Source organism: Methylobacterium guangdongense (assembly GCF_038442355.1).
Classification (GTDB): Bacteria; Pseudomonadota; Alphaproteobacteria; order Rhizobiales; family Beijerinckiaceae; genus Methylobacterium; species Methylobacterium guangdongense.
Genome location: NZ_JBBXMX010000007.1, coordinates 102629 through 124898 on the forward strand (window position 1 = coordinate 102629; position 22270 = coordinate 124898).

The 22270-nt window shown below is 70.3% G+C and carries 18 protein-coding genes and 1 pseudogene; 11 read left to right on the top strand and 8 right to left on the bottom strand.

What is annotated here, in order from left to right:
* Positions 1–125 precede the first annotated feature (125 nt).
* Complete coding sequence (locus AAHG09_RS15385) at positions 126–806, bottom strand: Crp/Fnr family transcriptional regulator (RefSeq protein WP_342108272.1); 681 nt, start codon at positions 804–806, stop codon at positions 126–128.
* Between the two features lie 378 nt (positions 807–1184).
* On the opposite strand from AAHG09_RS15385, the gene urtA reads away from it, so the two are divergent.
* From urtA to AAHG09_RS15415, 6 genes are all read left to right on the top strand, one after another.
* Positions 1185–2426: an urea ABC transporter substrate-binding protein gene (gene urtA / locus AAHG09_RS15390; RefSeq protein WP_342108273.1), complete on the top strand. Its 1242-nt coding sequence runs from the start codon at positions 1185–1187 to the stop codon at positions 2424–2426.
* A gap of 140 nt (positions 2427–2566) precedes the next feature.
* Complete coding sequence (gene urtB, locus AAHG09_RS15395) at positions 2567–4138, top strand: urea ABC transporter permease subunit UrtB (protein ID WP_342108274.1); 1572 nt, start codon at positions 2567–2569, stop codon at positions 4136–4138.
* A gap of 151 nt (positions 4139–4289) precedes the next feature.
* Complete coding sequence (gene urtC, locus AAHG09_RS15400; protein ID WP_342108276.1) at positions 4290–5444, top strand: urea ABC transporter permease subunit UrtC; 1155 nt, start codon at positions 4290–4292, stop codon at positions 5442–5444.
* Positions 5441–6244: an urea ABC transporter ATP-binding protein UrtD gene (gene urtD / locus AAHG09_RS15405; protein WP_182592930.1), complete on the top strand. Its 804-nt coding sequence runs from the start codon at positions 5441–5443 to the stop codon at positions 6242–6244. Before urtC ends, urtD begins: the two co-directional genes overlap by 4 nt.
* Before the next feature lie 184 nt (positions 6245–6428).
* The gene (gene urtE, locus AAHG09_RS15410) at positions 6429–7124 is read left to right on the top strand and encodes an urea ABC transporter ATP-binding subunit UrtE (protein ID WP_342108278.1); all 696 of its coding nucleotides are present in this window, start codon (positions 6429–6431) and stop codon (positions 7122–7124) included.
* A gap of 309 nt (positions 7125–7433) precedes the next feature.
* On the top strand, positions 7434–7691 hold the full coding sequence (locus AAHG09_RS15415; protein ID WP_342108279.1) for a hypothetical protein: 258 nt from the start codon (positions 7434–7436) through the stop codon (positions 7689–7691).
* A 94-nt stretch (positions 7692–7785) separates the two neighbouring features.
* Here AAHG09_RS15415 and AAHG09_RS15420 read toward each other — a convergent pair whose 3' ends face one another.
* The gene (locus AAHG09_RS15420) at positions 7786–8211 is read right to left on the bottom strand and encodes a hypothetical protein (RefSeq protein WP_342108280.1); all 426 of its coding nucleotides are present in this window, start codon (positions 8209–8211) and stop codon (positions 7786–7788) included.
* Positions 8212–8635: 424 nt separating this feature from the next.
* On the opposite strand from AAHG09_RS15420, the gene AAHG09_RS15425 reads away from it, so the two are divergent.
* Positions 8636–9673, top strand: a complete 1038-nt coding sequence (locus tag AAHG09_RS15425; RefSeq protein WP_342108281.1) for a fumarylacetoacetate hydrolase family protein — start codon at positions 8636–8638, stop codon at positions 9671–9673.
* Positions 9674–10158: 485 nt separating this feature from the next.
* On the opposite strand, the gene AAHG09_RS15430 is transcribed toward AAHG09_RS15425, so the two are convergent.
* Positions 10159–11043, bottom strand: coding sequence for a LysR substrate-binding domain-containing protein (locus AAHG09_RS15430; protein WP_342108283.1), 885 nt, complete (start codon positions 11041–11043; stop codon positions 10159–10161).
* A 485-nt stretch (positions 11044–11528) separates the two neighbouring features.
* On the opposite strand from AAHG09_RS15430, the pseudogene AAHG09_RS15435 reads away from it, so the two are divergent.
* Positions 11529–12617: pseudogene (locus AAHG09_RS15435) on the top strand (HD domain-containing phosphohydrolase); the annotation flags it as partial.
* 356 nt (positions 12618–12973) lie between these two features.
* A complete protein-coding gene (locus AAHG09_RS15440) occupies positions 12974–13999 on the top strand; it encodes a histone deacetylase family protein (RefSeq protein ID WP_342108285.1) in 1026 nt (341 codons plus the stop codon).
* Between the two features lie 6 nt (positions 14000–14005).
* On the opposite strand, the gene AAHG09_RS15445 is transcribed toward AAHG09_RS15440, so the two are convergent.
* Positions 14006–14716, bottom strand: coding sequence for a DUF1013 domain-containing protein (locus AAHG09_RS15445; RefSeq protein ID WP_342108287.1), 711 nt, complete (start codon positions 14714–14716; stop codon positions 14006–14008).
* A 459-nt stretch (positions 14717–15175) separates the two neighbouring features.
* Positions 15176–15850, bottom strand: coding sequence for a TetR/AcrR family transcriptional regulator (locus AAHG09_RS15450; RefSeq protein ID WP_342108288.1), 675 nt, complete (start codon positions 15848–15850; stop codon positions 15176–15178).
* Between the two features lie 77 nt (positions 15851–15927).
* Between AAHG09_RS15450 and AAHG09_RS15455 the strand changes: the two genes are divergently transcribed.
* Together AAHG09_RS15455 and AAHG09_RS15460 are read left to right on the top strand one after the other, a co-directional pair.
* Entirely contained in the window at positions 15928–17136 is a 1209-nt protein-coding gene (locus AAHG09_RS15455) for an HlyD family secretion protein (protein ID WP_342108290.1), read from the top strand.
* Positions 17133–18710 (top strand): DHA2 family efflux MFS transporter permease subunit, encoded by a 1578-nt coding sequence (locus tag AAHG09_RS15460; protein ID WP_342108292.1) that lies wholly within the window; start codon positions 17133–17135, stop codon positions 18708–18710. Before AAHG09_RS15455 ends, AAHG09_RS15460 begins: the two co-directional genes overlap by 4 nt.
* Before the next feature lie 46 nt (positions 18711–18756).
* Here the strand turns inward: AAHG09_RS15460 and AAHG09_RS15465 are convergent, their stop codons facing one another.
* The 3 genes from AAHG09_RS15465 to AAHG09_RS15475 form a co-directional block, all read right to left on the bottom strand.
* A complete protein-coding gene (locus tag AAHG09_RS15465; protein ID WP_342108293.1) occupies positions 18757–19749 on the bottom strand; it encodes an ABC transporter substrate-binding protein in 993 nt (330 codons plus the stop codon).
* A gap of 145 nt (positions 19750–19894) precedes the next feature.
* Positions 19895–20962 carry an ABC transporter substrate-binding protein gene (locus AAHG09_RS15470; RefSeq protein ID WP_342108295.1) on the bottom strand — a complete coding sequence of 356 codons (1068 nt, stop codon included), beginning with the start codon at positions 20960–20962 and terminating at the stop codon, positions 19895–19897.
* 319 nt (positions 20963–21281) lie between these two features.
* A complete protein-coding gene (locus AAHG09_RS15475; protein ID WP_342108296.1) occupies positions 21282–22169 on the bottom strand; it encodes a hypothetical protein in 888 nt (295 codons plus the stop codon).
* Between the last annotated feature and the right edge of the window lie 101 nt (positions 22170–22270).

Genomic DNA, 22270 nt, shown 5'->3' on the forward strand with positions numbered 1-22270 from the left:
TTTCCTGAACCCGGGCTCCCCTCTCCCGACCCCTGCTGACGCAGGGGCCACCCTCCCCCGCAGAGGGGGGAGGGAGAGAAGCGGAACCCTTCGCGTCTATCCTTCAACGGACATGCGCGGGTCCGCTACACCGCGGCCCCGTAGATCGCCCCCGCCAGACCCTCCAGCTTCACGCGGTCGACCACCGTGATCCGCCCGCGCCGCGCCCGGATCATGCCGGCCCCCTCCAGCGTGTGGGTCGCCATCGTCACGGTGGGGCGGCGCACGCCGAGCATCTTCGACAGAACCTCATGCGTCAGGGGCAGTTCGTCCTGCTCCAGCCGGTCGTGGGTCATGAGGATCCACCGGGCGAGGCGCGCCTCCACGGTGAGGTCGGCGTTGGCGTAGACGGTCTGGCCCACCTGCACGATCAGGCTCTGCACGTAGCGTCCCAGCACCCGGCGCAGGTCCGCGCTCGCGTCGAGCGCCGCGTGCAGGACATCGGCCGCGATGCGCAACGCCTCGCCGCCGGCCTGGACGATCGCCGTATGGGGCGTGGTCTCGGCGCCCAGCGCCAGCGGCACGCCCACGAACCCCTCCCGGCCCGTGAGGCCGATCTCGATGCGCCCTTCGCGGGTATCGGCCACCAGGGAGACGAGACCCTCCTCGACGAAGTAGGCCTGCGTGATCGGTTCCCGGGGCGCGATCAGCACCTCGTGCAGGGGCAGCGGCACCGGCTCCAGCGCGGGGGCGAGGCGGCCGAACGCGTCCGGCGTCAGGGCGGCGAGCAGGCGGTTTCGGACGGCAGATTGCTGGGGCAGCGCCATGGGGCTCCTCCGGATTCGGGCAGAAGCACGTGTCCTCTTCCGATCACCAGCATCCCGATGTCCAGGCGGATGATGCCCACTGTTCCACACCCCACCGCGCAGCAGTATCGAATAGGTTAGTTTTCGGCGGCCAATCCGTCTGGATTCGGACGTAACCGGCCGTCCTGCACCGGACTCACGCGGTCGAGCCCCCGCGGACGGGCGGCGAGCGTCCCTGAAGCGCGAGCCCGCGGACGCCAGTGCCTAAATATGTGGCACACGACTTGCCTGCCTTCAAACGTCTCAACGAAGACGACGAAGGGCACCGCCGTGAAAGCATTTGGCGTGAAAGCATTTGGACCTTGGGCGTCAGCCGCCGCGCTGGCCGCCGGGCTCGCGATGAGCACGCTGGGGGCGGGCGCCGCCCGGGCGCAGGAGACCATCAAGATCGGCATCCTGCACTCGCTGTCGGGCACGATGGCGATCTCGGAGACGACCCTCAAGGACGTGATGCTGATGCTCATCGCCGAGCAGAACGCCAAGGGCGGCGTGCTCGGCAAGAAGCTGGAGCCGGTGGTGGTCGACCCGGCCTCGAACTGGCCGCTCTTCGCCGAGAAGGCCCGCGAGCTGATCAGCAAGGATAAGGTCGCGGCCGTGTTCGGCTGCTGGACCAGCGTGTCGCGCAAATCCGTGCTGCCGGTGTTCAAGGAACTCGACAACATCCTGTTCTACCCCGTCCAGTACGAGGGCGAGGAGAGCGAGCGCAACGTGTTCTACACCGGCGCCGCCCCGAACCAGCAGGCGATCCCGGCGGTCGACTACCTGATGTCGGAGGATGGCGGCGGCGCCAAGCGCTGGGTGCTGGAGGGGACCGACTACGTCTACCCGCGCACCACCAACAAGATCCTCGAAGCCTACCTCAAGTCCAAGGGCGTCAAGGACGAGGACATCCTGATCAACTACACGCCGTTCGGCTTCTCGGACTGGCAGACCGAGGTGTCGAAGATCAAGGCGTTCGGCTCGGCCGGCAAGAAGACCGCCGTGGTCTCGACCATCAACGGCGACGCCAACGTGCCGTTCTACAAGGAGCTCGGCAACCAGGGCATCAAGGCGACCGACATCCCGGTGGTCGCCTTCTCGGTGGGCGAGGAGGAGCTCGCCGGCATCGACGCCAAGCCGCTGGTCGGGCACTTGGCCGCCTGGAACTACTTCGAGTCGATCAAGACCCCGGAGAACGAGGCCTTCATCAAGAAGTGGCAGGCGTTCAAGAAGAACCCGAAGGCCGTCACCAATGACCCGATGGAGGCCAGCTACATCGGCTTCAACATGTGGGTGAAGGCGGTCGAGAAGGCCGGCACCACCGACCCCGACAAGGTGATCGACGCGCTGCCGGGCATCGAGCAGAAGAACCTCACGGGCGGCACCGCGACGATGCTGCCGAACCACCACATCACCAAGCCGGTCTTCATCGGCGAGATCGAGGCGAACGGCCAGTTCGACGTGGTGTGGAAGACCGACACGCTGATCCCCGGCGAGGCGTGGTCGAAGCAGCTCGAGGGCTCGAAGGACCTCGAGGCCGACTGGGACAAGCTCAAGTGCGGCAACTACAACACCAAGACCAAGAGCTGCGGCGGCGCGTAACCCGCGTCTCCCCTCCCCCTTGCGGGGAGGGGTAGGGGTGGGGGTGGTGCAAGAGGCACCGCCACGCTCGATCCTGCACCACCCCCACCTCCGGCTCCTCCCCGCACGGGGGAGGAGAGTCCGGTCGCGCCAGAAGTGCCATGCTCCGTCTCCTCACCCTCCTGTTCCTGCTGCTGGCCGCCCCGGCGCTCGCCCAGACCGCCGATCCCTACGGCCAGCTCGCTGGCGACGGCTATGCCGAGATCGAGGCCGGCGTCTCCGGCCTCGCCGCCTCGGGCGACCCGCGCGCCGACGCGATCCTCGCGGCCCTGTCGGACGGCCGGCTGCTGGTGAGCCCGGACAAGACCCTGCTGATCCGACAGGGCAGCGCCGTCGTGGATGCCAAGACCGGCGCCGCCGCCGCCGACAGCCCCGACCTCAAGCCCGTGCGTGCCAACAACCGGGTCCGCCGCGCGATCGAGGCCGCCCGCGGGCAGCTCGACCTCGCGAGCCCCGACCCGGGCAAGCGCCACGCCGCGGCCGACGCGGTGTTCAAGGCCCGGGACGCCGCGGCGCTGCCGGCCCTCGACGCGGCGTTGGCCCGCGAGACCAATCCGGGCGTCCGGCAGGCGCTGACCGAGGCCCGCGCCGCCGTGCTGCTCGCCAGGCCCGGCACCGCGGAGACCGACCGGATTGCCGCAATTCCCGCCATCCAGGCCCGGGGCGATGGCGACGCGATGGGCATCCTGCGCGGTCTGGCGGCGGATCCGAGCGAGGCGGTGCGCAATGCCGCCGCCCGGGGCATCGCGGCGATCGAGACGCGGCTCGCGATCCTCGGCGCCCTCCAGAACGTCTGGTACGGGATCTCGCTGGGCTCGGTCCTGCTGCTCGCCGCCATCGGGCTCGCCATCACCTTCGGGGTGATGGGCGTGATCAACATGGCGCACGGCGAGATGGTGATGCTCGGCGCCTACACGACATACCTTGTGCAGGAGCTGATCCGCACAAAGGCGCCGGCCCTGTTCGGCTGGTCGCTGGCGATCAGCATCCCCTGCGCGTTCCTGGTCGCCGGCCTCGTCGGCGTGCTGATCGAGCGGTTCATCATCCGCTTCCTGTACGGGCGCCCGCTGGAGACGCTGCTCGCCACCTTCGGGGTCAGCCTCGCGCTGCAGCAGGGTGTGCGCTCGATCTTCGGTCCGACCAACCGCGAGGTCGGCGCCCCCGCCTTCATGAGCGGCGCCTTCGATTTCTACGGCCTGTCGATCACCTGGGGCCGGATGTGGATCATCGCGTTCGCGCTGGCCGTGTTCCTCGGGCTGCTCTTCGTCCTGCGGAAGACGTCGTTCGGCCTGAAGACCCGGGCGGTGACCCAGAACCGGCGCATGGCCGCCGCGATGGGCATCCGCACGCCCTACGTCGACGCGCTGACCTTCGGGCTCGGCTCCGGCATCGCCGGGATGGCGGGCGTCGCCCTCTCGCAGATCGACAACGTCTCGCCCAATCTCGGCCAGGGCTACATCATCGACTCGTTCCTCGTGGTGGTGTTCGGCGGCGTCGGCAACCTCTGGGGGACGCTGGTGGCGGCGCTGACGCTCGGCGTCGTGAACAAGCTCGCCGAGCCGTATATCGGCGCGGTGCTGGCCAAGATCGGGCTCCTGATCTTTATCATCCTGTTCATCCAGAAGCGCCCGCGCGGCCTGTTCGCGCTCAAGGGCCGGGCGGTGGAATCGTGAGGGTGCCGCGTCCTTCCCTCCCCCTTGCGGGGAGGGACCGAGGGTGGGGGTGGTGCAGAAGGCACCGCCGCGCTCGATCCGGGACCACCCCCACCCCTACCCCTCCCCGCAAGGGGGAGGGGACACGCGTTGCGTCCTCGGGATCCGCCGCATGACCCCCCGCCCCCCCCTGATCGACCGGAAGGGCTGGATCTTCCTCGCCGTCCTGGCCGCGTTCTGCCTCGCCGTGCCGGTGCTGAACCTCGCGGTGCCGGAGGGTTCCGGCCTGCACGTGCCGACCTACCTCGTCTCGCTGTTCGGCAAGTATCTCGCCTACGCGCTGCTCGCGGTGAGCCTCGACCTCGTCTGGGGCTATTGCGGCATCCTCTCGCTCGGCCACGGGGCGTTCTTCGCGCTGGGCGGCTACGCGATGGGTATGTACCTGATGCGCCAGATCGGGTCCCGGGGCGTCTACGGCAACCCGGTCCTGCCCGACTTCATGGTGTTCCTGAACTACAAGGCCCTGCCCTGGTACTGGTACGGGTTCGACCACTTCGCCTTCGCGGCCCTGATGGTGCTGCTGGTGCCGGGCCTGCTCGCCTTCGTGTTCGGCTGGCTCGCCTTCCGGTCGCGGGTCACGGGCGTCTACCTGTCGATCATCACCCAGGCGCTGACCTACGCGCTGATGCTCGCCTTCTTCCGCAACGACATGGGGCTCGGCGGCAACAACGGGCTCACCGACTTCAAGGACCTTCTGGGATTTTCGGTCCAGGCGCAGGGTTTTCGCGTGGGCATCTTCGTCGCCACCGGCATCGCGCTGGCTTTGGGCTATCTGATCGCCCGGGTGATGACGGTCTCGGCGTATGGAAAAATCCTGATCGCCGTGCGCGATGCCGAGAGCCGCACCCGCTTCCTCGGCTACCGGCCGGAGCACTTCAAGACGCTGGCCTTCACGGTCTCGGCCATGATGGCGGGCGTGGCCGGCGCCCTCTACGTGCCGCAGGTCGGCATCATCAACCCGGGGGAGTTCGCCCCCACCAACTCCATCGAGACGGTGATCTGGGTGGCGGTGGGCGGGCGCGGCACCCTGGTCGGCGCGGCGCTGGGCGCCGTGCTGGTCAACTACGCCAAGACCGTGCTCACCGGCGCGATGCCCGACGCGTGGCTGTTCGCGCTGGGCGGCCTGTTCGTGGTCGTGACGCTGTTCCTGCCGCGCGGCCTCGTCGGCACCGCGATCGAGCGCCTCGGCTCCCGGCGCGCCGCCGCCACGCTGCCGCCGGAACCCGAGATCGCCCCGGAACGCGTCGAGCAAGGGCAGGGCGCATGACCACCGACCTCCTCGAATCTCCGGATGCCGCGGCCCGCGGTCCCGCCAACCGGAAGCGGGAGACGGACGCGCTCCTCTACCTCGACGACCTGCGGGTGACCTTCGACGGCTACAAGGCCCTGCGCGGCCTGTCGCTGACGCTGGCCCGCGGCGAGTTGCGGGCGATCATCGGCCCGAACGGCGCCGGCAAGACCACCATGATGGACTGCATCACCGGCAAGACCCGGCCGGACAGCGGCATCGCGCTGTTCGACGGCACCCACGACCTGCTCAGGAGCGACGAGCCGGCGATCGCCGACCTCGGCATCGGCCGCAAGTTCCAGAAGCCGACCGTGTTCGAGAGCCACACGGTGGCCGACAACATCCTGCTCGCCCTCAAGGGCCCGCGCGCGGCCTTCGCGTCCCTGTTCGGCTGGCGCAACCGGGTGGAGGCCGCGCGGATCGACGCCCTGCTGGAGACCGTCGGCCTCCTGGCCCATCGCGGACGGCCGGCGGCCGATCTCAGCCACGGCCAGAAGCAGTGGCTGGAGATCGGCATGCTGCTCGCGCAGGACCCCAAGCTCCTGCTGGTCGACGAGCCGGTGGCCGGCATGACCGACGCCGAGACCGCCGAGACGGCGCGGCTGCTGCGGCGGATCGCGGGCGAGCACGCCGTCCTCGTGGTCGAGCACGACATGCACTTCGTCCGCGACCTCGGCTGCCGGGTCACCTGCCTGCACGAGGGCGCGGTGCTGGCCGAGGGCTCGATCGACGCGGTCTCGGCCGACCCGCGGGTGGTCGAGGTGTATCTCGGCCGATGACCACGATCAGGGTTTCAAAAGGTCGAGACCTTTTGCGGGTGCAGGGCAGAGCCCCGCAGAACAGCTCTCCAGCCCCGGAAGGGGCCGGAGAGCTGTTTGCCGGGGTTTCACCCCGACACCCCACCAAAGGGCTGAGCCCTTTGGAATCCCTGTGTTTGCCCTCACACTCCGATGGTGAAACCCCATGCTGAGCGTCGAGGGGATTGACCTCTATTACGGCGCCGCCCAGGCGCTCCGCGGCGTCTCGCTCACGGCCGAGGCCGGGCAGGTGACGACGGTGCTGGGCCGCAACGGCGTCGGCAAGACCTCGCTGCTGCGGGCGATCGTCGGCCAGCAGCCGGTGCGCTCCGGGGCGATCCGCCTCGACGGCCGCCCGATCCAGGGGCTTGCCCCCTACGACCGGGCGCGGGCCGGGATCGCCTTCGTGCCCCAGGGCCGCGAAATCTTCCCGCTGCTCACCGTGAAGGAGAACCTGGAGACCGGTTTCGCCCCGCTGAAGCGCCGGGACCGCCACGTTCCGGGGGAGATCTACGACCTGTTCCCGGTGCTCAAGGACATGCTGCACCGGCGCGGTGGCGATCTCTCGGGCGGCCAGCAGCAGCAGCTCGCCATCGCCCGGGCGCTGGTGACCCGGCCGAAGCTCCTCGTGCTCGACGAGCCCACGGAGGGCATCCAGCCCTCGATCATCAAGGATATCGGCCGGGCGATCACCTATCTCCGCGGCAAGGGCGAGATGGGAATCGTGCTGGTGGAGCAGTATTTCGAATGGGCCCGCGATCTCTGCGATTCCTACGCCGTAATGGATCGCGGGCAGGTGGTGCTGGCCGGGCCCCGGGCCGACATGGTCGAGGCCGACGTGCTCCGCTGGATGTCGGTGTAGGGCGGGTCCCTCGTCCGGACGGAACAGGGAGCGCGTCGCGCGCGTCGATCCGTGTCAGGTTCCGTACGGAGACGGAAATTTAGGCGTCTATTCAGAAATCACGGGACGCATTCGCGGTACAAACTCCGCGAAAACTGTGAATACACCCCCAGACGGCCAAGGTTAAACCACATTTCGGGGCTGCGATGGCGGCCTGCCGCAGGAGCGCCCCATGACGATCCTCGATCCCACCACCGGCAAGCTGGTCACCATCACCGTGCCGACACCCCGTCCACAGCCCGGTCCGCGCTGACGGAAAGCGGACGCCCCATGGAGACTGTCATCGCTTCAGGCGCCGGTCGCCGGAAGGCACGCGCCGAGCGCGTCCGGGTCCGGACGACGCCGCCCGGCCTGTGGCTGGCCGGGATCGGCCCGGTCTCGGACGAGACGCCGATACCCGCCGCCGATCTGATCGCCCTGGCCCGGGCCGCGCGCCGGACGGCGGCGGACGACCAGTCTGCGGAGCCTGACGACACGCGCCAGGGAGATCTGTGCGAGCCGGCGTTGCGAAGCGTCCCGACGGCCTAAGCGCGTCCGCCGGGGAAGGCCCCGCGTGACGGGCCGACCCCGGCTTCGCGGAGTTCGGGGGTGGGGTTGGTCCGGTGAAGCGCCTGGACGCGCCTCAGCAACCGGAGCATATCGGCTTGGCGGCGCGGTAGCCTTCCTGCTCCAGGCGTCGCATCGCCGCCTCGCGGTTGTACGAGCGGGGCTCGGCCTGCGCGACGGGCCTGCCGCCGACCGCCCCCGTTTCGAACACGCCCAGGCGCGCGACGGCGTCCCTGTTCACCACGAAGGACGGCCGCCCCATATCGGTCGGACGCAGGGTCTGCCAAGCCAGCCGCGCCCGCGTCGAGGCCGCCAGGACATCCATGGGGTTCACGCGCGCGCCCTGGGCCTCGTCCGGGCCCTCGGCGCCGTGCGCCAGGGCGGTGCCCGGGATGCGGATCACCGGCAGGGCCGCCGCGGGGACGGCCGGGCGCGCAACAACCTTCGGGCCGGCATCGTGCTCCACCGTGAGGGCCGGCAGGGAGCTATACGCGGTCGGCACGTTGGGCATTCGGGAACAGGCGGTTGCCGTGAGCAGGACGAGTCCTAGAACAGCGATCCGCGACACCATATTGGCACCTGAAAGCAATACTCAGCCGTTCTGGCCAAGCTTGTTGCCGGTGATATAGCAGCGCGTCCGCAGTGTCCAATGGCCGGGTCGCGCAGGACCGCCCGGCAGGACCGCCCGTTTGGGCCTCCGGCCCGGTGTGGCCGACACGCCGCGCCCGGACATACGGGCCTCTTGCGGCCGGTATTGGGCGGAGGCTTCGTCCTTCGCTCATCGGTTGTGACGGGACCCGGCGCGATGCAACGCGTTGGCGGATCCAAGGCCGATCCAGAAACGCGCCAGATACGAAGCGCCGCCCATCTCGGCGCCCTCATCGCCTGCATGAGCAAGCCGACCACAACCCGACCGGAGGACGACCATGAGCACCCGACGCGACTTCCTGCATCTCTCGGCAGCCGCGACGGCGGCCGGGATCGTGGCGTCGCCGGCCGCCGCGCAGGCGCCCGCCACCGGCCCGGGGCGGCCGATCCCGCCCGCGGGCGGCAACCAGACCGCCCTGCGCCTCGCCACCTTCATCCCGGAGGCCGGCGGCGCGCCGCGGCTCGGCGCCGTGCGCCCGGACGGCCACATCGTCGACCTGTCCACGATCCCGAACCCGGGCTTCGATCCCGCCCGGATGGTCTCGCTCATCGAGGCCGGGCCGGCGGCGCTGGAGCGCGTCCGGCAGGCTGCGGCCTCCGGCGACGGGCCGTCGGTCGAGACCGTGCGGCTCCTCGCGCCGATCCCGGCGCCGACCCGCAACATCTACGCGGTCGGCTGGAACTACCTGGAGCATTTCGCCGAGGGCCAGGCCGTGCGCGGCACCCACGCCGAGTACCCGTCCCATCCGGTGTTCTTCACCAAGGGCGTCAACACCGTGAACGGGCCCTACGACCCGATTCCGTACGATCCCACGGTCTCGACCGCGATCGACTGGGAGGTCGAGCTCGCCGTGATCATCGGCACGGGCGGGCGCAACATCCCCGAGGCCGACGCGATGGGCCACGTCTTCGGCTACAGCGTCATCAACGACACCACCGCCCGCGACATGCAGATCAAGCTCCACGGCGGGCAGTGGTTCAAGGGCAAGAGCCTCGACGGTTACGGGCCGATCGGCCCCTGGATCGTGCCGGCAGCGGATCTCGACCCGGGCGACCTGCGGCTCCAGACCCGGGTCAACGGCGTGGTCAAGCAGGAGGCCTCGACCCAGCAGATGTACTTCAAGGTCGCGCGGATCATCGCCGAGCTGTCGCACGGGCTGACGCTCGTCCCGGGGGACATCATCGCCACCGGCACGCCGCCCGGCATCGGCAACGCGCGCAAGCCGCCGGAATTCCTCAAGCCCGGCGACGTGATGGAGACCGAGGTGGCCGGCATCGGCACCCTGCGCAACGTCATCCAGGCCGTGCCGAGTTAAGCAGGTTTCGCAAAAGTGGCTGCCGGTTTTGCGGCGAAAACCTGCGACCAACCAAGGACCTAAGCGGATGAAGCGTTGGCCTGCCAACGCAAATCTGCTTAGGGCGTACCGGGTTTCGAAAGGGCGAGCCCCAGCCCTTTTAAGGTGTTTGGCGGTCTGATCGGATGCATCACCCTTTTCCCGGGCGCATGCAGCGTCAGCGGAATGCGACCCGGGACCCAGCGCACGACGTCGCGCAGCGTCGATCGGGATCGACCGGTGCCGCTGGCGCGGCACTTCCTCTGCTGGATCCCGGATCAGGTTCCGCTGGCGCTCCACCTGTCCGGGAAAGGGCGCGCGGTGCCGGCGATGCACGCTCGGCCAAACACCTTAACAGGGTTGGGGCGAGCCCTTTCGCGGGTCCCGGGCGGAGCCCGGGTCGATCAGGGGCTCCGCCCCCGAACCCCGCCCAAGGGCTCGCCCTTGGGGAACCCCAGAATGTCCGGTCAGGCCCGCAACTGCGCCACGAAGGCGCGGATGAACGGCGGCAACCCGTCGAGGTCGCGCAGGCACAGGGTGAGGTCGCGCCGCGCCCAGGGGTCGGCCAGCGGCACCACCGCGAGGGCGAGGCCCTGCGCGGCCCGGGCGGCCGCGCTCTCGGGCAGGATGGCCAGGCCGACCCGGGCCTCGACCAGCCGGCACACGGCGTCGAACCCGCGCAGCTGCACCCGCAGCCGCATCGGCCGCCCCTCCCGCGCCGCCTGGGCGACGAGGAACCGGCTGATGGCGCTGCCCCGGTCGAGGCCCACGAGGTCGTGGCCCAGCACCTCCGCGAAGGGGATCGCCCCGCGCCCCGCCAGGGGGTGGTCCCGGGCCGCCACCAGCACGAACCGGTCCTCCCGGAACGGGAAGGTCTGGAGCGAGCCGGTATCCACCGTGCCGGACAGGATGCCGAGATCGGCCGCCCCCTCGGCCACCAGCCCGACGATCTCCTCGGAGGTGCGCTCCTCGACCTCGACGCCGATCCCCCGATGGTCGGCCAGGAACGCCGAGAGCGCGTCGGGCAGGAATTCGGTGAGCGCGTTGGTGTTGGCCAGCACCCGGATCTGACCGAAGGCGCCCCCGGAGAAGGCCGACATCTCCTCGCGCAGGCGCTCGACCGCGGCCAAGACCTCGCGGGCATGGACGAGGAGCGCGCGCCCGGCCGGGGTCGGGCTGACGCCCTGGCGGCCCCGGGTCAGCAGCGCGGCCCCGAGCGACTCCTCCATCAGCCGGATCCGCGTCGAGGCCGCCGCCAGGGCGAGATTCGCCCGCGCCGCCCCGTGGGTGATCGAGCCGGCCTCGACCACGTGCCGGAACAGGCCGAGATCGGTGAGATCGAACCGTATCATCGCCACCGTATCGTCGTCCTGGCCCTCCCCGACACGCCTCCGGCGCCGGACTGCCGGATACGCGTGGGTGCGCGACGGTAGCCTCGGCCCGGCCCCGTGTCAGCGCGTCCGATCGGAAGACGCTCGCCCGCGTCGCGCGCAATCCTGTTCACGGCTGCCGTTCTTGTCCGCCGGTCCGTCCAACCGCACTGTATACTATCTTTCAAAAGTTCTATTTCCGACTTCTGCAGCTCAATGATCCGATACGCCGCCATACTTCTCATTTCTCTGAGGTTTCGTATGAATACAAACCCCCACAGACCCACGATCTTGGGACAATTATTTACGCACTTTTAACGCGCGACGATCCAGATCTATCAGACAGTCGCTGAATCGAGCGCATTCATGATAGATCTTCAGCGCGTGCCCGACCCGGAATTGAGTCCGACACGTTGGCGGCGGCAGGGATCCGCGCCGGGTGCATCGACGCCGCCCGGGAGCCCGTGATGGACGCGCTCCTGGTTGACGACAGCGCGACCATGCGCCGGCGGCTGCGCCGGTTGCTGGAGGCCAAGCCCGATGTCAGCGTGACCGACTACGCCGACCCGGCCGCCGCGCTGATCGAGGCGCAGATCCGGGCCTTCGACCTCATCCTGGTCGATTGCCGCCTGCGCGCCATGGACGGCATCGCCTTCATCCGGTGCATGCGGACCATCCCGCACTACGCCCAGGTGCCCATCGTGATGATGGCCGACGACATCGCGGACGCGGTGCGGCTCGCGGCCCTCGAGGCCGGGGCGACCGACTTCCTCGACACGTCCATGCGGGGCGTCGAGATGACCGTACGGCTGCGCAACGTGATCCGCCTCGCCAAGGCCGTGCGGCGGCTGGCCGAGCAGGCGGCCTGGCTCGACGGCGAGGTCGAGGCGGCCCTGCGCCACATGCGCGAGCGCGAGGAGGAGATCATCTTCCGCCTCGCCCTGGCGGTGGAGTACCGCGACAACGACACGGGGGACCACACGTGGCGGGTCGCCCGCTACAGCCAGATCATCGCCGAGGGGCTCGGGCTCGGCCCGGACTTCTGCCGCAGCCTCTACCTCGCGGCGCCGCTGCACGATGTCGGCAAGGTCGGCGTCCCGGACGGCATCCTGCTGAAGCCCGGGCGGCTCGATCCGGACGAGTTCGCGGTGGTCCAGACGCACACCACCATCGGCCAGCGCATCCTGGGCGGGAGCGAATCCGAGCTGATCCGCCTCGCGGCCGAGATCGCCGCGGCGCATCACGAGCGCTGGGACGGCAGCGGCTACCCGAACGGGCTCGCCGGGACCGCGATCCCGCTCGCCGCCCGGATCGTCGCGGTGGCGGACGTGTTCGACGCCCTGACCACGCAGCGCCCCTACAAGGCGGCGATGCCCTTCGCGGCGGCCCTGGACGCCCTGCGCGCCGAGAGCGGACGCCATTTCGACCCGGATTGCGTCGCGGCCTTCTGTGCCCGCTGGGCCGATATCCGCGTCGCCGGCGGGCAGGCGCGGGCCGCGATCCGGCCGGTCACCGAGCCCTGGGCGCGGGTCCCGACCCTGCTCCGCGAGATCGCCGCCGCGCCACCGGGGCCGTCCGGCTGGCTCGTGGGCAATCCCCAGGACCTCATCGCCCCGGACGACGCGCCGGTGAACCCGCCGCCGGCTCCGCCGTTGACCCGGGATCCGCAGACGTCACACAGGGAGCCCCGTCATGAATGCGCGCTGGATGACGGTGCCGGAGATCGCCCAGGCCCGCCACATCTCCCTGGACGCAGCCCGGCGCCTGGTCGACGCGACGGACTGCCCCAAGGTGTTCCGCGCCGACGGAACGATCTACCTCATCTGATCGCCGCGCGGCTGGACGATCCAACGCTCGGGCGGTCGTGAGACGGCGCATTCCGGTTCCCGGCCTCATGGCTTAATCTGCCGGGATGCGCGTCTACCACAGACCCGAATCGCCCCGGCACGATCCCGAGCAGTATTGGCGGCGGGGCACGCCGATCCCGCATCCCGAGCAGGCCGCACGCTACGCGATCCTGCGCGATGCGGCCCTTCGGGGCGGCCACGCCCTCGCGGAGCCCGGCGATCACGGCCTGGACCCGATCCGGGCGGTGCACGACCCCGCCTACGTGGCGTTCCTGGCCGAGGCCTGGGCACGCCGGGGGGAGATGCCGGGCATCGGCGACGAGATCCTGAGCGGCGTCTTCGCCCGGCCGCACATGCACCGGCGGCCCACGGGCCTCCTCGGCCTTGCCGGCCTCTACATGGCCGACACCTCGACGCCGATCCGCGCCGGGACATGGCCCGCCATCTACGGCGCCGCGCAATGCGCCGTGGCGGCCGCGGACGCGGCGCTGGGGGAGGGCCACGCCTACGCCCTGTGCCGGCCGCCCGGCCACCACGCCTACGCGGATTCGGCCGGCGGCTTCTGCTTCCTCAACAACAGCGCGATCGCGGCCGCCCGGATGCTGGCCGCCATCGGCGGCCCGGTGGCGATCCTCGACATCGACGTGCATCACGGCAACGGCACGCAGGGGATCTTTTACGGGCGCGCGGATGTCCTGACGGCCTCGGTCCATGCCGATCCGTCGGACTACTTTCCGTTCTTCGCGGGCTACGCCGATGAGACCGGCACGGGGGAGGGGGCGGGCTTCAACCGCAACCTCCCGCTGCCGCCGGGCTCGGGCGACGCGCCCTGGCTCGAAGCCGTGGAGGCGTGCCTCGCTAGGATCGCCGCGCTGCGGCCGCGGGGGCTGGTGGTGGCTTTGGGCCTCGACGCCTCGGCGGACGACCCGATCGGCGCCCTCAAGGTCACCCGGGCGGGCTTCGCCGGCGCGGCGGAGCGGATCGCCCGGGCCGGGTTGCCCACCGCCCTCGTCCAGGAGGGCGGCTATCTCTGCGCCGCCCTGCCGGAGAACCTGACGGCGTTCCTGGCCGCCTTCGACGCGGCCCGGTAGGCCGGTTTAGTCCTCGTCGTCCTCGTCGTGGTGCCGGCCCTTGAGCTTGGCGAACACGGAATCGGCGTCGAGCCGCTCCTCGCGCCCGCCATGCGCCTCCTCGTGGCCGGCCTCGTCCGCGTCGCGGGCCGTCGAGACCTCGGTCGGCAGCAGCGAGGCGCCGGACTCGGCCGCCACCGCGGCCGGGCGGTCGGCCGCCGCGCGCTGGACCTCGAAATCGAGGTTGATCTGGGTGGTCAGCCCCAGGGTCACCGGGTCCATCGGCTGGAGCGAGCCCGAATTCCAGTGGGTGCGCTCGCGGATCTGCTGGATCGTCGACTTGGTGGTGCCGACGAGCCGGATGATCTGCGAATCCTTCAGCTCCGGGTGGTTGCGCAGCAGCCACAGGATGGCGTTCGGCCGGTCCTGGCGGCGCGACAGCGGGGTGTAGCGCGGACCCTTGGTGGTGCGCTTCACCTCCGGCAGCTTCACCTTGGAGACGGCGGGCTTCAGCTTGTAGTGCGGCGCCTTCTGGGCCTTCTCGATCTCGTCGCGGGTGAGCTGGCCGGTGGAGACCGGATCGAGCCCCTTGATGCCGGCCGCGACCTCGCCGTCGGCGATGCCCTTCACCTCCAGCGGGTGCAGCTTGCAGAAATCGGCGATCTGCTCGAAGGCGAGCGAGGTGTTCTCGACCAGCCAGACGGCGGTCGCCTTGGGCATCAGCGGACCCTGGGACATGCTTTTCGTGCTCCGGCCTGGCGGGACGGGGGCCGGGCATCGGGCCGCGGGCTCCGGATGGTCGATCCGGATGTCCCGTCTCACGCTGTTGAATGGGGGATGTCCGTATATAGGCCGCGGCCGGGAGGGGCGCAATCGCGGGTTCGCGACGCCGGACGCGGATTCTTCAAGTCTCGGGGATGCGGCTAAGCTTGTGCCGTGAGCCCGACCGACTCACCCGCGAAGGCCGCACGCGGCCGGTTGCGGCCGGGAGTGTGGAGAGATGGTCTTCTCTCTGGCGTGGTCCCGACAAGCAGACGGCGAGTGGAGCTTCCGACTCCGACTCGCCGTCCACCCGCTTGTCTGGATTTGGCTGGCCCGCCTGAGCGGGTAATGCCAGGGATCGGCGGCAGCCACCGCCGGTCCCACTCCCAGATATAGCGCGGCCCAGGGGCACCAACAACAATCCCGGCTGCCCCCTCAGCGCGGCCGCACCCCGTCGAGGAACAGCCGCACCGCCGCCTGCCGCCGCCGCTCCTGCGCCTCCGGGTCGGTGGCGATGCCGTAGAGACTCGCCTGGGACGATCGGCCGAGCACGAGGCTGAGGAACAGATCGGCCGCGATCTCGGGATCGACCACCGTGATCCGGCCGCCCCAGGCCAGCGCATCGAGCAATTGCGCCACGGCGCGCACGCCCCGGAGCCAGCCCTCCTCGTGGGCGAGGCGGGCCAGTTCCGGGAATTGCAGCGCCTGGGCCACGAGGTTGCGCTTGAGCATCGCCGCCCCCGGCGACTGGCCGTGGGCCAGCAGGGTGCGGCTCAGGTCGTGCAGAGTCGCCTCGACATCGTCGGTCCCGGCCTGCGCCGCCTGCGCCTCCGCGGCGGCCGAGAGCGGGGCCAGCCACGCGGCGATCCGCTCGCGCAGGACCGCCTCGAACAGCGCCCGCTTGTCGCGGTAGCGGGCATAGACGGTCGGCTTGCTCATCCCGGCGGCCTCGGCCACCGCGTCGATGGAGGTGGCGTCGAAGCCGCGCTCCAGGAACAGGGTGGTCGCCACCGCGATCAGGTGCGCCTCGCGCCGGGCCGCCTCGGCACGGGTCGGCCGGCCGCCGCGCCGCGGCCCGGCCTCCGCCGGATCGATCTCCGTGACCGCCACGCGCGATCCTCCTTGCCCGAAACCGCCGACCGGATTATCAAAACGATACCGTACCGTTTTGATTCTGGCCAGACCCGATGGACGCACGTCGCAGCGACAGCTTCAAGAGCGCCGAGCCGATCGCGGGTGCTTCGGCCGCCTCTGCCGCACCGCCGGCCCCGGTGGCGAAGCCGCGCCGCGGCCGGGCGCGGGTCGTCCTGCCGCTCGTCGGCCTGCTCGCACTCGGCGGGGCGGGGACCTATGGCTGGCACTGGTGGACCATCGGGCGCTTCCTCGAAGTGACCGACGACGCCTATCTCCAGTCCGACAAGGTGACGGTGGCGCCGCGCATCGCCGGCATCGTCGCCGAGGTGATGGTCGGCGACAACCAGCCGGTGAAGGCCGGCGCCGTGATCGCCCGCCTCGACGACCGGTCCTACCGGGTCCAGCTCAAGCAGGCCGAGGCCGAGGTCGACAAGGACAAGGCGCAGATCCTGGGCGTCGCCGCCGCGATCATCCAGCAGCAGGCGCAGGTCGCCTCGTCGCGGGCCGATCTCGCCAATGCCGAGGCCGCGCTGACCTTCGCGCAGCAGGAATACACCCGCTACCAGAACCTGCTGCAAACCGGCTCGGGCACGGTGCAGCGCCAGCAGCAGGCGGATGCCGACCTGCGCCAGCGCCACGCCGCCCGCGACAAGTCCGCCGCCGCGCTCGACGCCGCGCAGAAGCAGATCGACAGCCTGAAGGCCCTCGAAGCCAGCACGCGGGCGAGCCTGGAGGGGGCGCAGGCCAAGGTCGAGGGCGCGAAGCTCGATCTCAGCTACACCACCATCCTGGCGCCGATCGACGGCGTGGCGGGCGACCGGGCGCTGCGGGTCGGCCAGGTGGTCGCGCCCGGCACCGGGCTCCTGACCCTCGTGCCGATGGGTCGCGATATCTACCTGGTGGCGAACTTCAAGGAGACCCAGACCGGCCACATGGTCGAGGGCCAGCACGTGACCTTCACGGTGGACGCCTTCGGTGACCATGCATTCCAGGGCCGGATCGAGAGCTTCTCGCCGGGCACGGGCGCGCAATTCGCCTTGCTGCCGCCGGAGAACGCCACCGGCAACTTCACCAAGGTGGTGCAGCGCGTGCCCGTGCGCGTCGCCCTGGACCCCGCGGACCCGCTGGTCGCCCGCCTGCGCCCCGGCCTGTCGGTGGAGGCGACCGTCCACACCCGGGATCCGGTGGAGCCGGTGGAGCCGGTGCGGCCCGCCCGGACGAAGCCCGCCCCGGCCCTCGTCAGCGAGGCCCTGCCGCAATGAGCCCCGTTCCAGCCGTGTCGGCACCCGAGGCGAAGGCGAGCGCCCGGGACTGGCTCGCCGTGTTCGGCGCGATCCTCGGCGCCTTCACGGCGATCCTCGACATCCAGATCACCAACGCGTCGCTCGCCGACATCCAGGGGGCGCTCGGCGCCTCCACGGAGGAGGGGAGCTGGATCTCCACCGCCTACCTGATGGCCGAGATCATCGTGATCCCGCTCACCGGCTGGCTCGCCTCGGTGATCGGCCTGCGCCGCTACCTCGCGGTGAACACGATGCTGTTCACCGCCTTCTCGCTGGCCTGCGCGCTCTCGACATCCTTGAGCCAGATGATCCTGTTCCGGGCCGGCCAGGGTTTTACCGGCGGCGTGCTGATCCCCACCGCCATCGTGATCGTGCGCACGCGGCTGCCGCGGAGCCAGCAGCCGGTCGGCATCGCGCTGTTCGGGCTCACCGCGACCTTCGCGCCGGCAATCGGGCCCACGGTCGGCGGCTGGCTCACCGACAACCTGTCCTGGCACTACATCTTCTACCTGAACCTGATCTTCGGACCGATAGCGGCGGCGATCCAGCTCGGCGCCTTCGAGAAGGCCCCCGCGCGCTGGGGCGAATTGCTCAAGGGCGACTGGATCGGCATCGGCCTGATGGCGACCGGCCTGCCGGCCCTGACCTTCGTGCTGGAGGAGGGCCAGCGCAAGGACTGGTTCGGCTCCCCGGTGATCGTCGAGGCGAGCTGGCTGGCGGCCGCCGGCATTGCCGGGTTCATCGTCCGCGAGCTGACGGCGGCGAAGCCCTTCATCAACCTGCGGGTGCTGGCCGACCGCTCGGTCGGCGGCGCCTGCGTGCTGATGACCGTGCTCGGCGCGGTCTCGTACGGGTCGATCTACATCATCCCGGTCTATTGCGCGCAGATCCAGGGCTACAACGCCGAGCAGATCGGCACCGTGGTGATGTGGTCGGGCCTGCCGCAGCTGCTGCTGTTCCCGATGATGCCGTTCATCATGCGGGCCGTGGACGCGCGGCTCCTCGTGGTCGCCGGCACGCTGTTCTTCATCGCGAGTTGCTGGATCAACGTCGGCCTCACCCACGATGTCGGCGCCGACCAGCTGATCCTGCCGCAGATCATGCGGGCGATCGGCCAGCCGCTGTTCACGATCCCGCTGTCGCAGCTCTCGACCGTCGGCTTGAACCCGCGCGACACCGCCGACGCCTCGGCCCTGTCCAACATGATGCGCAACCTCGGCGGCTCGATCGGCATCGCGCTGCTCTCGACCATGATCGACCGGCGGGAGCATTTCCACTTCTCGGTGCTGGCCGAGGCGATCACCGTCAACGCGACGCGCACGCAGGACCGGCTCGCGGCACTCGCCGCCGGCATGCACGCCCACATCGCCGATCCCCTGGCCGCCAAGGGCGCGGCCCTCGGGATGCTGGCCGCCCAGGTCCGCCGGGAGGCCACCGTCATGGCCTACGCGGATGGGTTCTGGCTGGTGGGGGTGAGCCTCGTGGCGAGCCTCGCCGTGGTGGCGATCCTCAAGAAGCCCCAGCGCGCCGCCGGGCCCGTCGAGGCGCACTGACGGGCGCACTGACGGGCGCACCGCGATCCGCCACCGGGTCGACGCCCTAATCGATGATCTCGTCGGCCCGGGCCAGGAGGGTCGGCGTGACGGTGAGGCCGAGTTCGTCCGCGGTCCTGGCGTTCAGCACGAAGGACAGCCGGTTCGGCCCCTGGATCGGAAGGTCCCCGGGCTTGGCCCCCCTCAGGATGCGGTCGACGTAATCGCCGGCCAGCTGGAACCAGACGGTCTCGTCGGTCCCATAGGAGGCCAAGCCGCCGACCGTCACGAAGTAGCGGAACGGGTAGAGGGCCGGGATCCGCGCGCGCGCCGCCAGGGATGTGATCAGGACGCGGTTCTCGAGGGTGAAGGCGCCCGGCGAGACGAGGATCCCGACCCGGTCCAGGGCCGTCAGGCGCGTGAAGGCCGGCTCCAGATCGGCGCGCGTGTGCAGCGGCAGGATCACGGTCTCCAGGCCGAGGGACGGGCAGACCTGCGCGATCGACTCCGCCAGGGCCGTGGAGATCGGGCTGCTCGCCGCGTGCTGCAGGAAGGCGATCCGCTTCAGGTCCGGGACGATCTCCCGGAGCAGCCCCGCCCATTTCCCGCCCATGGACGGCTCCATCACGGTGAAGCCGGTCATGTTGTCCCCGGGCCTCTGCATCGTGGCGACGATGCCCTGGCCCACGGGGTCGCTCACCTGCGTGAACACCACCGGCGTCCGCTGCGTCCGGCGATGCAGGGCGAGCGCCACCGCGGTCGAGCGGCTGACGATCACGTCCGGTTCCGGCGTCAGGATCTCGGGGAGGCGACGGCCGATCTCGTCCGGGTCGCTGCCGACGGCGGCGAAGGTCAGCGTCAGGTTCTTCCCTTCCGCCCATCCATATTTGAGCAGCGCCTCGCGCAACACGCGCGCGTTCTCGGCGAAGTTCGGATCCTCCTGCGAGACGGGCAGGAGGACCCGCACGTGGCGGACCCGATCGGGTACAGCATAGGCGACCGCCCGACCCGGGATCAGGAAGAATCCGGCCGCAAGACCGATGATGTTCCGCCGCCGCATGCCCCGTCCCTGCTTGTCGGCTGCTTGCCGCCAGGTGCGGATGATCTGAGACGGTTCAGCTTCGATTGCAACAGGCGGCCGCCGGTAGCCGGGATCGACCTTCAGCGTGCGATCGGATCCCGGCGCGGCTTCGCGCCCCGCGGCCTCACCGGCCCGGCAGGTTGTGGACGATCGGGAAGAACGTGTCCTTCCAGTCCTTGGGCTCGGCCTTGATGGTCTTCATCGCATAGAAGTGCCGGGCCTGGAGCATGATGCCGTAGGGCGTGGTCGAGAAGTTCGTCCCGGGCTCCTTCATGATCTGGACGAGCATCTCCGGCGGGGTCTTCTCGTTGGTGGCCGCCACGTAGTCCTTGGCGGCCTGGAGCGGATCCTTGGCGATCTCGCCATTGGCCTCGTCGATGGCGGCCACGATCGCGGCGGCGAGCTTGGGGTTGCGGTTGAACCAGCCGGTCCGGGCGTAGAAGATCGCGTTGCTCACCGGCTCGCCGACCAGCTCGAAGGAATTGAGCACCTTGTGGATCGCCGGGTCCTGCAGCTCGCGCTGCTGGAAGGGCGGCAGCGAGAAGTGGCTGTTGACCTCGTTGTGGGGGCTCGCCAGCGCCGCCACCGCGTCCGGGTGGCCGAGCTGGACGGTGAGCGGGTCGAGCTTGGTGGCATTCTCGGGTCCGAACGCCTTCTTGGCGGCGATCTGGAGCAGCACCGCCTGGGACGAGACCTTCACGGAGGGCAGGGCGATCTTGTCCTTGGGCGAGAAGTCCTTGAGCTCCTTCACGTCCGGATTGCGGGTGAGCAGCATCATCGGCGTGGTGCCGACCCCGCACAGGCCCTTCACGTCGCCGCGCGTCCGGTCGTGGAGCAGCAGCATGTTGGTCGAGCCGCTGTCGACGATGTCGAGATTGCCCGAGAGCAGGGCGTCGTTGCCGGCCGCACCGCTCGTCAGGTTGACCCACTCCACCGTCACGTCCCCGAGGCCCGCCGCCTTGGCGTGCTTCTCGATCAGCTTGTGCTGCTCGGCGAGCACCGCGGGGAGGTAGACGAAACCCGGCTGCCGGCTGATCCGGACCTTGGCGTCGTCGGCCCGGGCGGGGGTGACCAGGGTGTGGGTGACGAGGCTGGGGGCGGCGAGGGCGAGCCCGGCCGTCAGGAGGGCGGCCGGCCCCATCCGAAAGACACGGCCCAGCCGCAACGAGCCCATCCGCACCGTACGCACCATGACGCTTCTCCCTGTGGCCCGGCGGCTTCTTCGCCCCGATGCCGAGCTTGTGATTGGACACGAGTGGATAGATTCGCGTCGGCGAGCGCAAGGCCCCGCGCAGCTCTCCACGGTCCGCAAATGCCGAAGCGTCAGGGTCCGGGCGTTCCTCGCGGAGGTGAAGGCCGCCTGAGCGCACGTCATGGTTTCGAACGGGCGAGCCCTTTCGCGGGTCCAGGGCGGAGCCCTGGCCAAGCTTTCAGGGTTCCACCCTGAGCACCCGCCAAAGGGCTGAAGCCCTTTGGAAACCCGGGATCCGGAGACGAAGCCGCGGCTTCGCTCAGGGGCGATCGTTCAGGAAGTCGGCCAGGGCCTTGGAGAATTCCGGCGTGCGCAGGTAGCCGTAGGATTTGTGCCGGTTCTCGGTCCCGTCCGGTCGTCGGTAGGCGTTGATCACCGGCACGTCCCGGACCCGCACGCCGGCGGCGTTGGGCGCGTAGATCTCCGCGAAGTCGTCGCCCACCGTGGCGATATCCTGGCGGTCCATCAGGTTCGTCCAGGCGGCGAGCCCGGCCGGCACGCGCAGGGCGCCGTGCTCGTCGGCGAGCTTGAGCTTCAGCTCGGCGAGGCCCAACGGCGAGCCGAGGGTCACCAGGGTGCAGCGGGGCAGGGGGGTCCCATCCGCCTCGGCGGCGCGCAGCACGTCGTAGGCGATCAGGCCGCCCATCGAGTGCGCGGCGATCAGCACGTCCTGGCCGGCGGCCTCGGCGAGCGCGACGCGCAGGCGCTCCCGGGCGGCGGCCCGGAACCCCGCATCCGCGTAGTAGCCCCACAGGTCGTCGAGGCGATATTCGAGGATCAGGTCGTCCACCGGGGTCAGCCCGGCGGCCTCCTCCAGGTAGGACAGGCCCCGGTAGATCCGGTCGGTCAGCGTCGGTTCGGCCGTCTCGGGTTGCCCCGCCGGAGAGGGGAACGGACCGAGGCCGTAATCCGGGGCGTAGGGCTCGCGGTTGCGGTCGCCGGAGAGCGGCTGCGGGTAGCGCAGATCCGCCCAGTAGACGAAGGTGAAGGGCAGGCCGCCCTCCGGCACGAGCAGCCCGCAATTGCGGTCGAGCCCCTCGCGGATCGCGGCCTGCCACCAGGCCGACTTCTCGTCGCGCGGCGGCTTGTTGGCGAGCCCGTGGATGCCGATGATGTGCGCCCGACCCAGTGTCCGCTCCCAGACCAACGCCCCTGTCGGCTGAGCCAGATAGGGCCATCGCGCGCGGGTTGTACTGCGGCCCGGTTTCCCGGGTTTCCAAAGGGCCGAAGCCCTTTGGTGGGTCGTCG

Coding starts and splice junctions, on each gene's coding strand:
- AAHG09_RS15465 (WP_342108293.1), bottom strand. CDS start 19,749: ATGCGGCGGCGGAACATCATCGGTCTTGCGGCCGGATTCTTCCTGATC.
- urtA (WP_342108273.1), top strand. CDS start 1,185: ATGAGCACGCTGGGGGCGGGCGCCGCCCGGGCGCAGGAGACCATCAAG.
- AAHG09_RS15430 (WP_342108283.1), bottom strand. CDS start 11,043: ATGATACGGTTCGATCTCACCGATCTCGGCCTGTTCCGGCACGTGGTC.
- AAHG09_RS15455 (WP_342108290.1), top strand. CDS start 15,928: ATGGACGCACGTCGCAGCGACAGCTTCAAGAGCGCCGAGCCGATCGCG.
- AAHG09_RS15460 (WP_342108292.1), top strand. CDS start 17,133: ATGAGCCCCGTTCCAGCCGTGTCGGCACCCGAGGCGAAGGCGAGCGCC.
- AAHG09_RS15415 (WP_342108279.1), top strand. CDS start 7,434: ATGGAGACTGTCATCGCTTCAGGCGCCGGTCGCCGGAAGGCACGCGCC.
- AAHG09_RS15425 (WP_342108281.1), top strand. CDS start 8,636: ATGAGCACCCGACGCGACTTCCTGCATCTCTCGGCAGCCGCGACGGCG.
- AAHG09_RS15445 (WP_342108287.1), bottom strand. CDS start 14,716: ATGTCCCAGGGTCCGCTGATGCCCAAGGCGACCGCCGTCTGGCTGGTC.
- urtD (WP_182592930.1), top strand. CDS start 5,441: ATGACCACCGACCTCCTCGAATCTCCGGATGCCGCGGCCCGCGGTCCC.
- AAHG09_RS15385 (WP_342108272.1), bottom strand. CDS start 806: ATGGCGCTGCCCCAGCAATCTGCCGTCCGAAACCGCCTGCTCGCCGCC.
- urtB (WP_342108274.1), top strand. CDS start 2,567: ATGCTCCGTCTCCTCACCCTCCTGTTCCTGCTGCTGGCCGCCCCGGCG.
- AAHG09_RS15440 (WP_342108285.1), top strand. CDS start 12,974: ATGCGCGTCTACCACAGACCCGAATCGCCCCGGCACGATCCCGAGCAG.
- urtE (WP_342108278.1), top strand. CDS start 6,429: ATGCTGAGCGTCGAGGGGATTGACCTCTATTACGGCGCCGCCCAGGCG.
- AAHG09_RS15470 (WP_342108295.1), bottom strand. CDS start 20,962: ATGGTGCGTACGGTGCGGATGGGCTCGTTGCGGCTGGGCCGTGTCTTT.
- urtC (WP_342108276.1), top strand. CDS start 4,290: ATGACCCCCCGCCCCCCCCTGATCGACCGGAAGGGCTGGATCTTCCTC.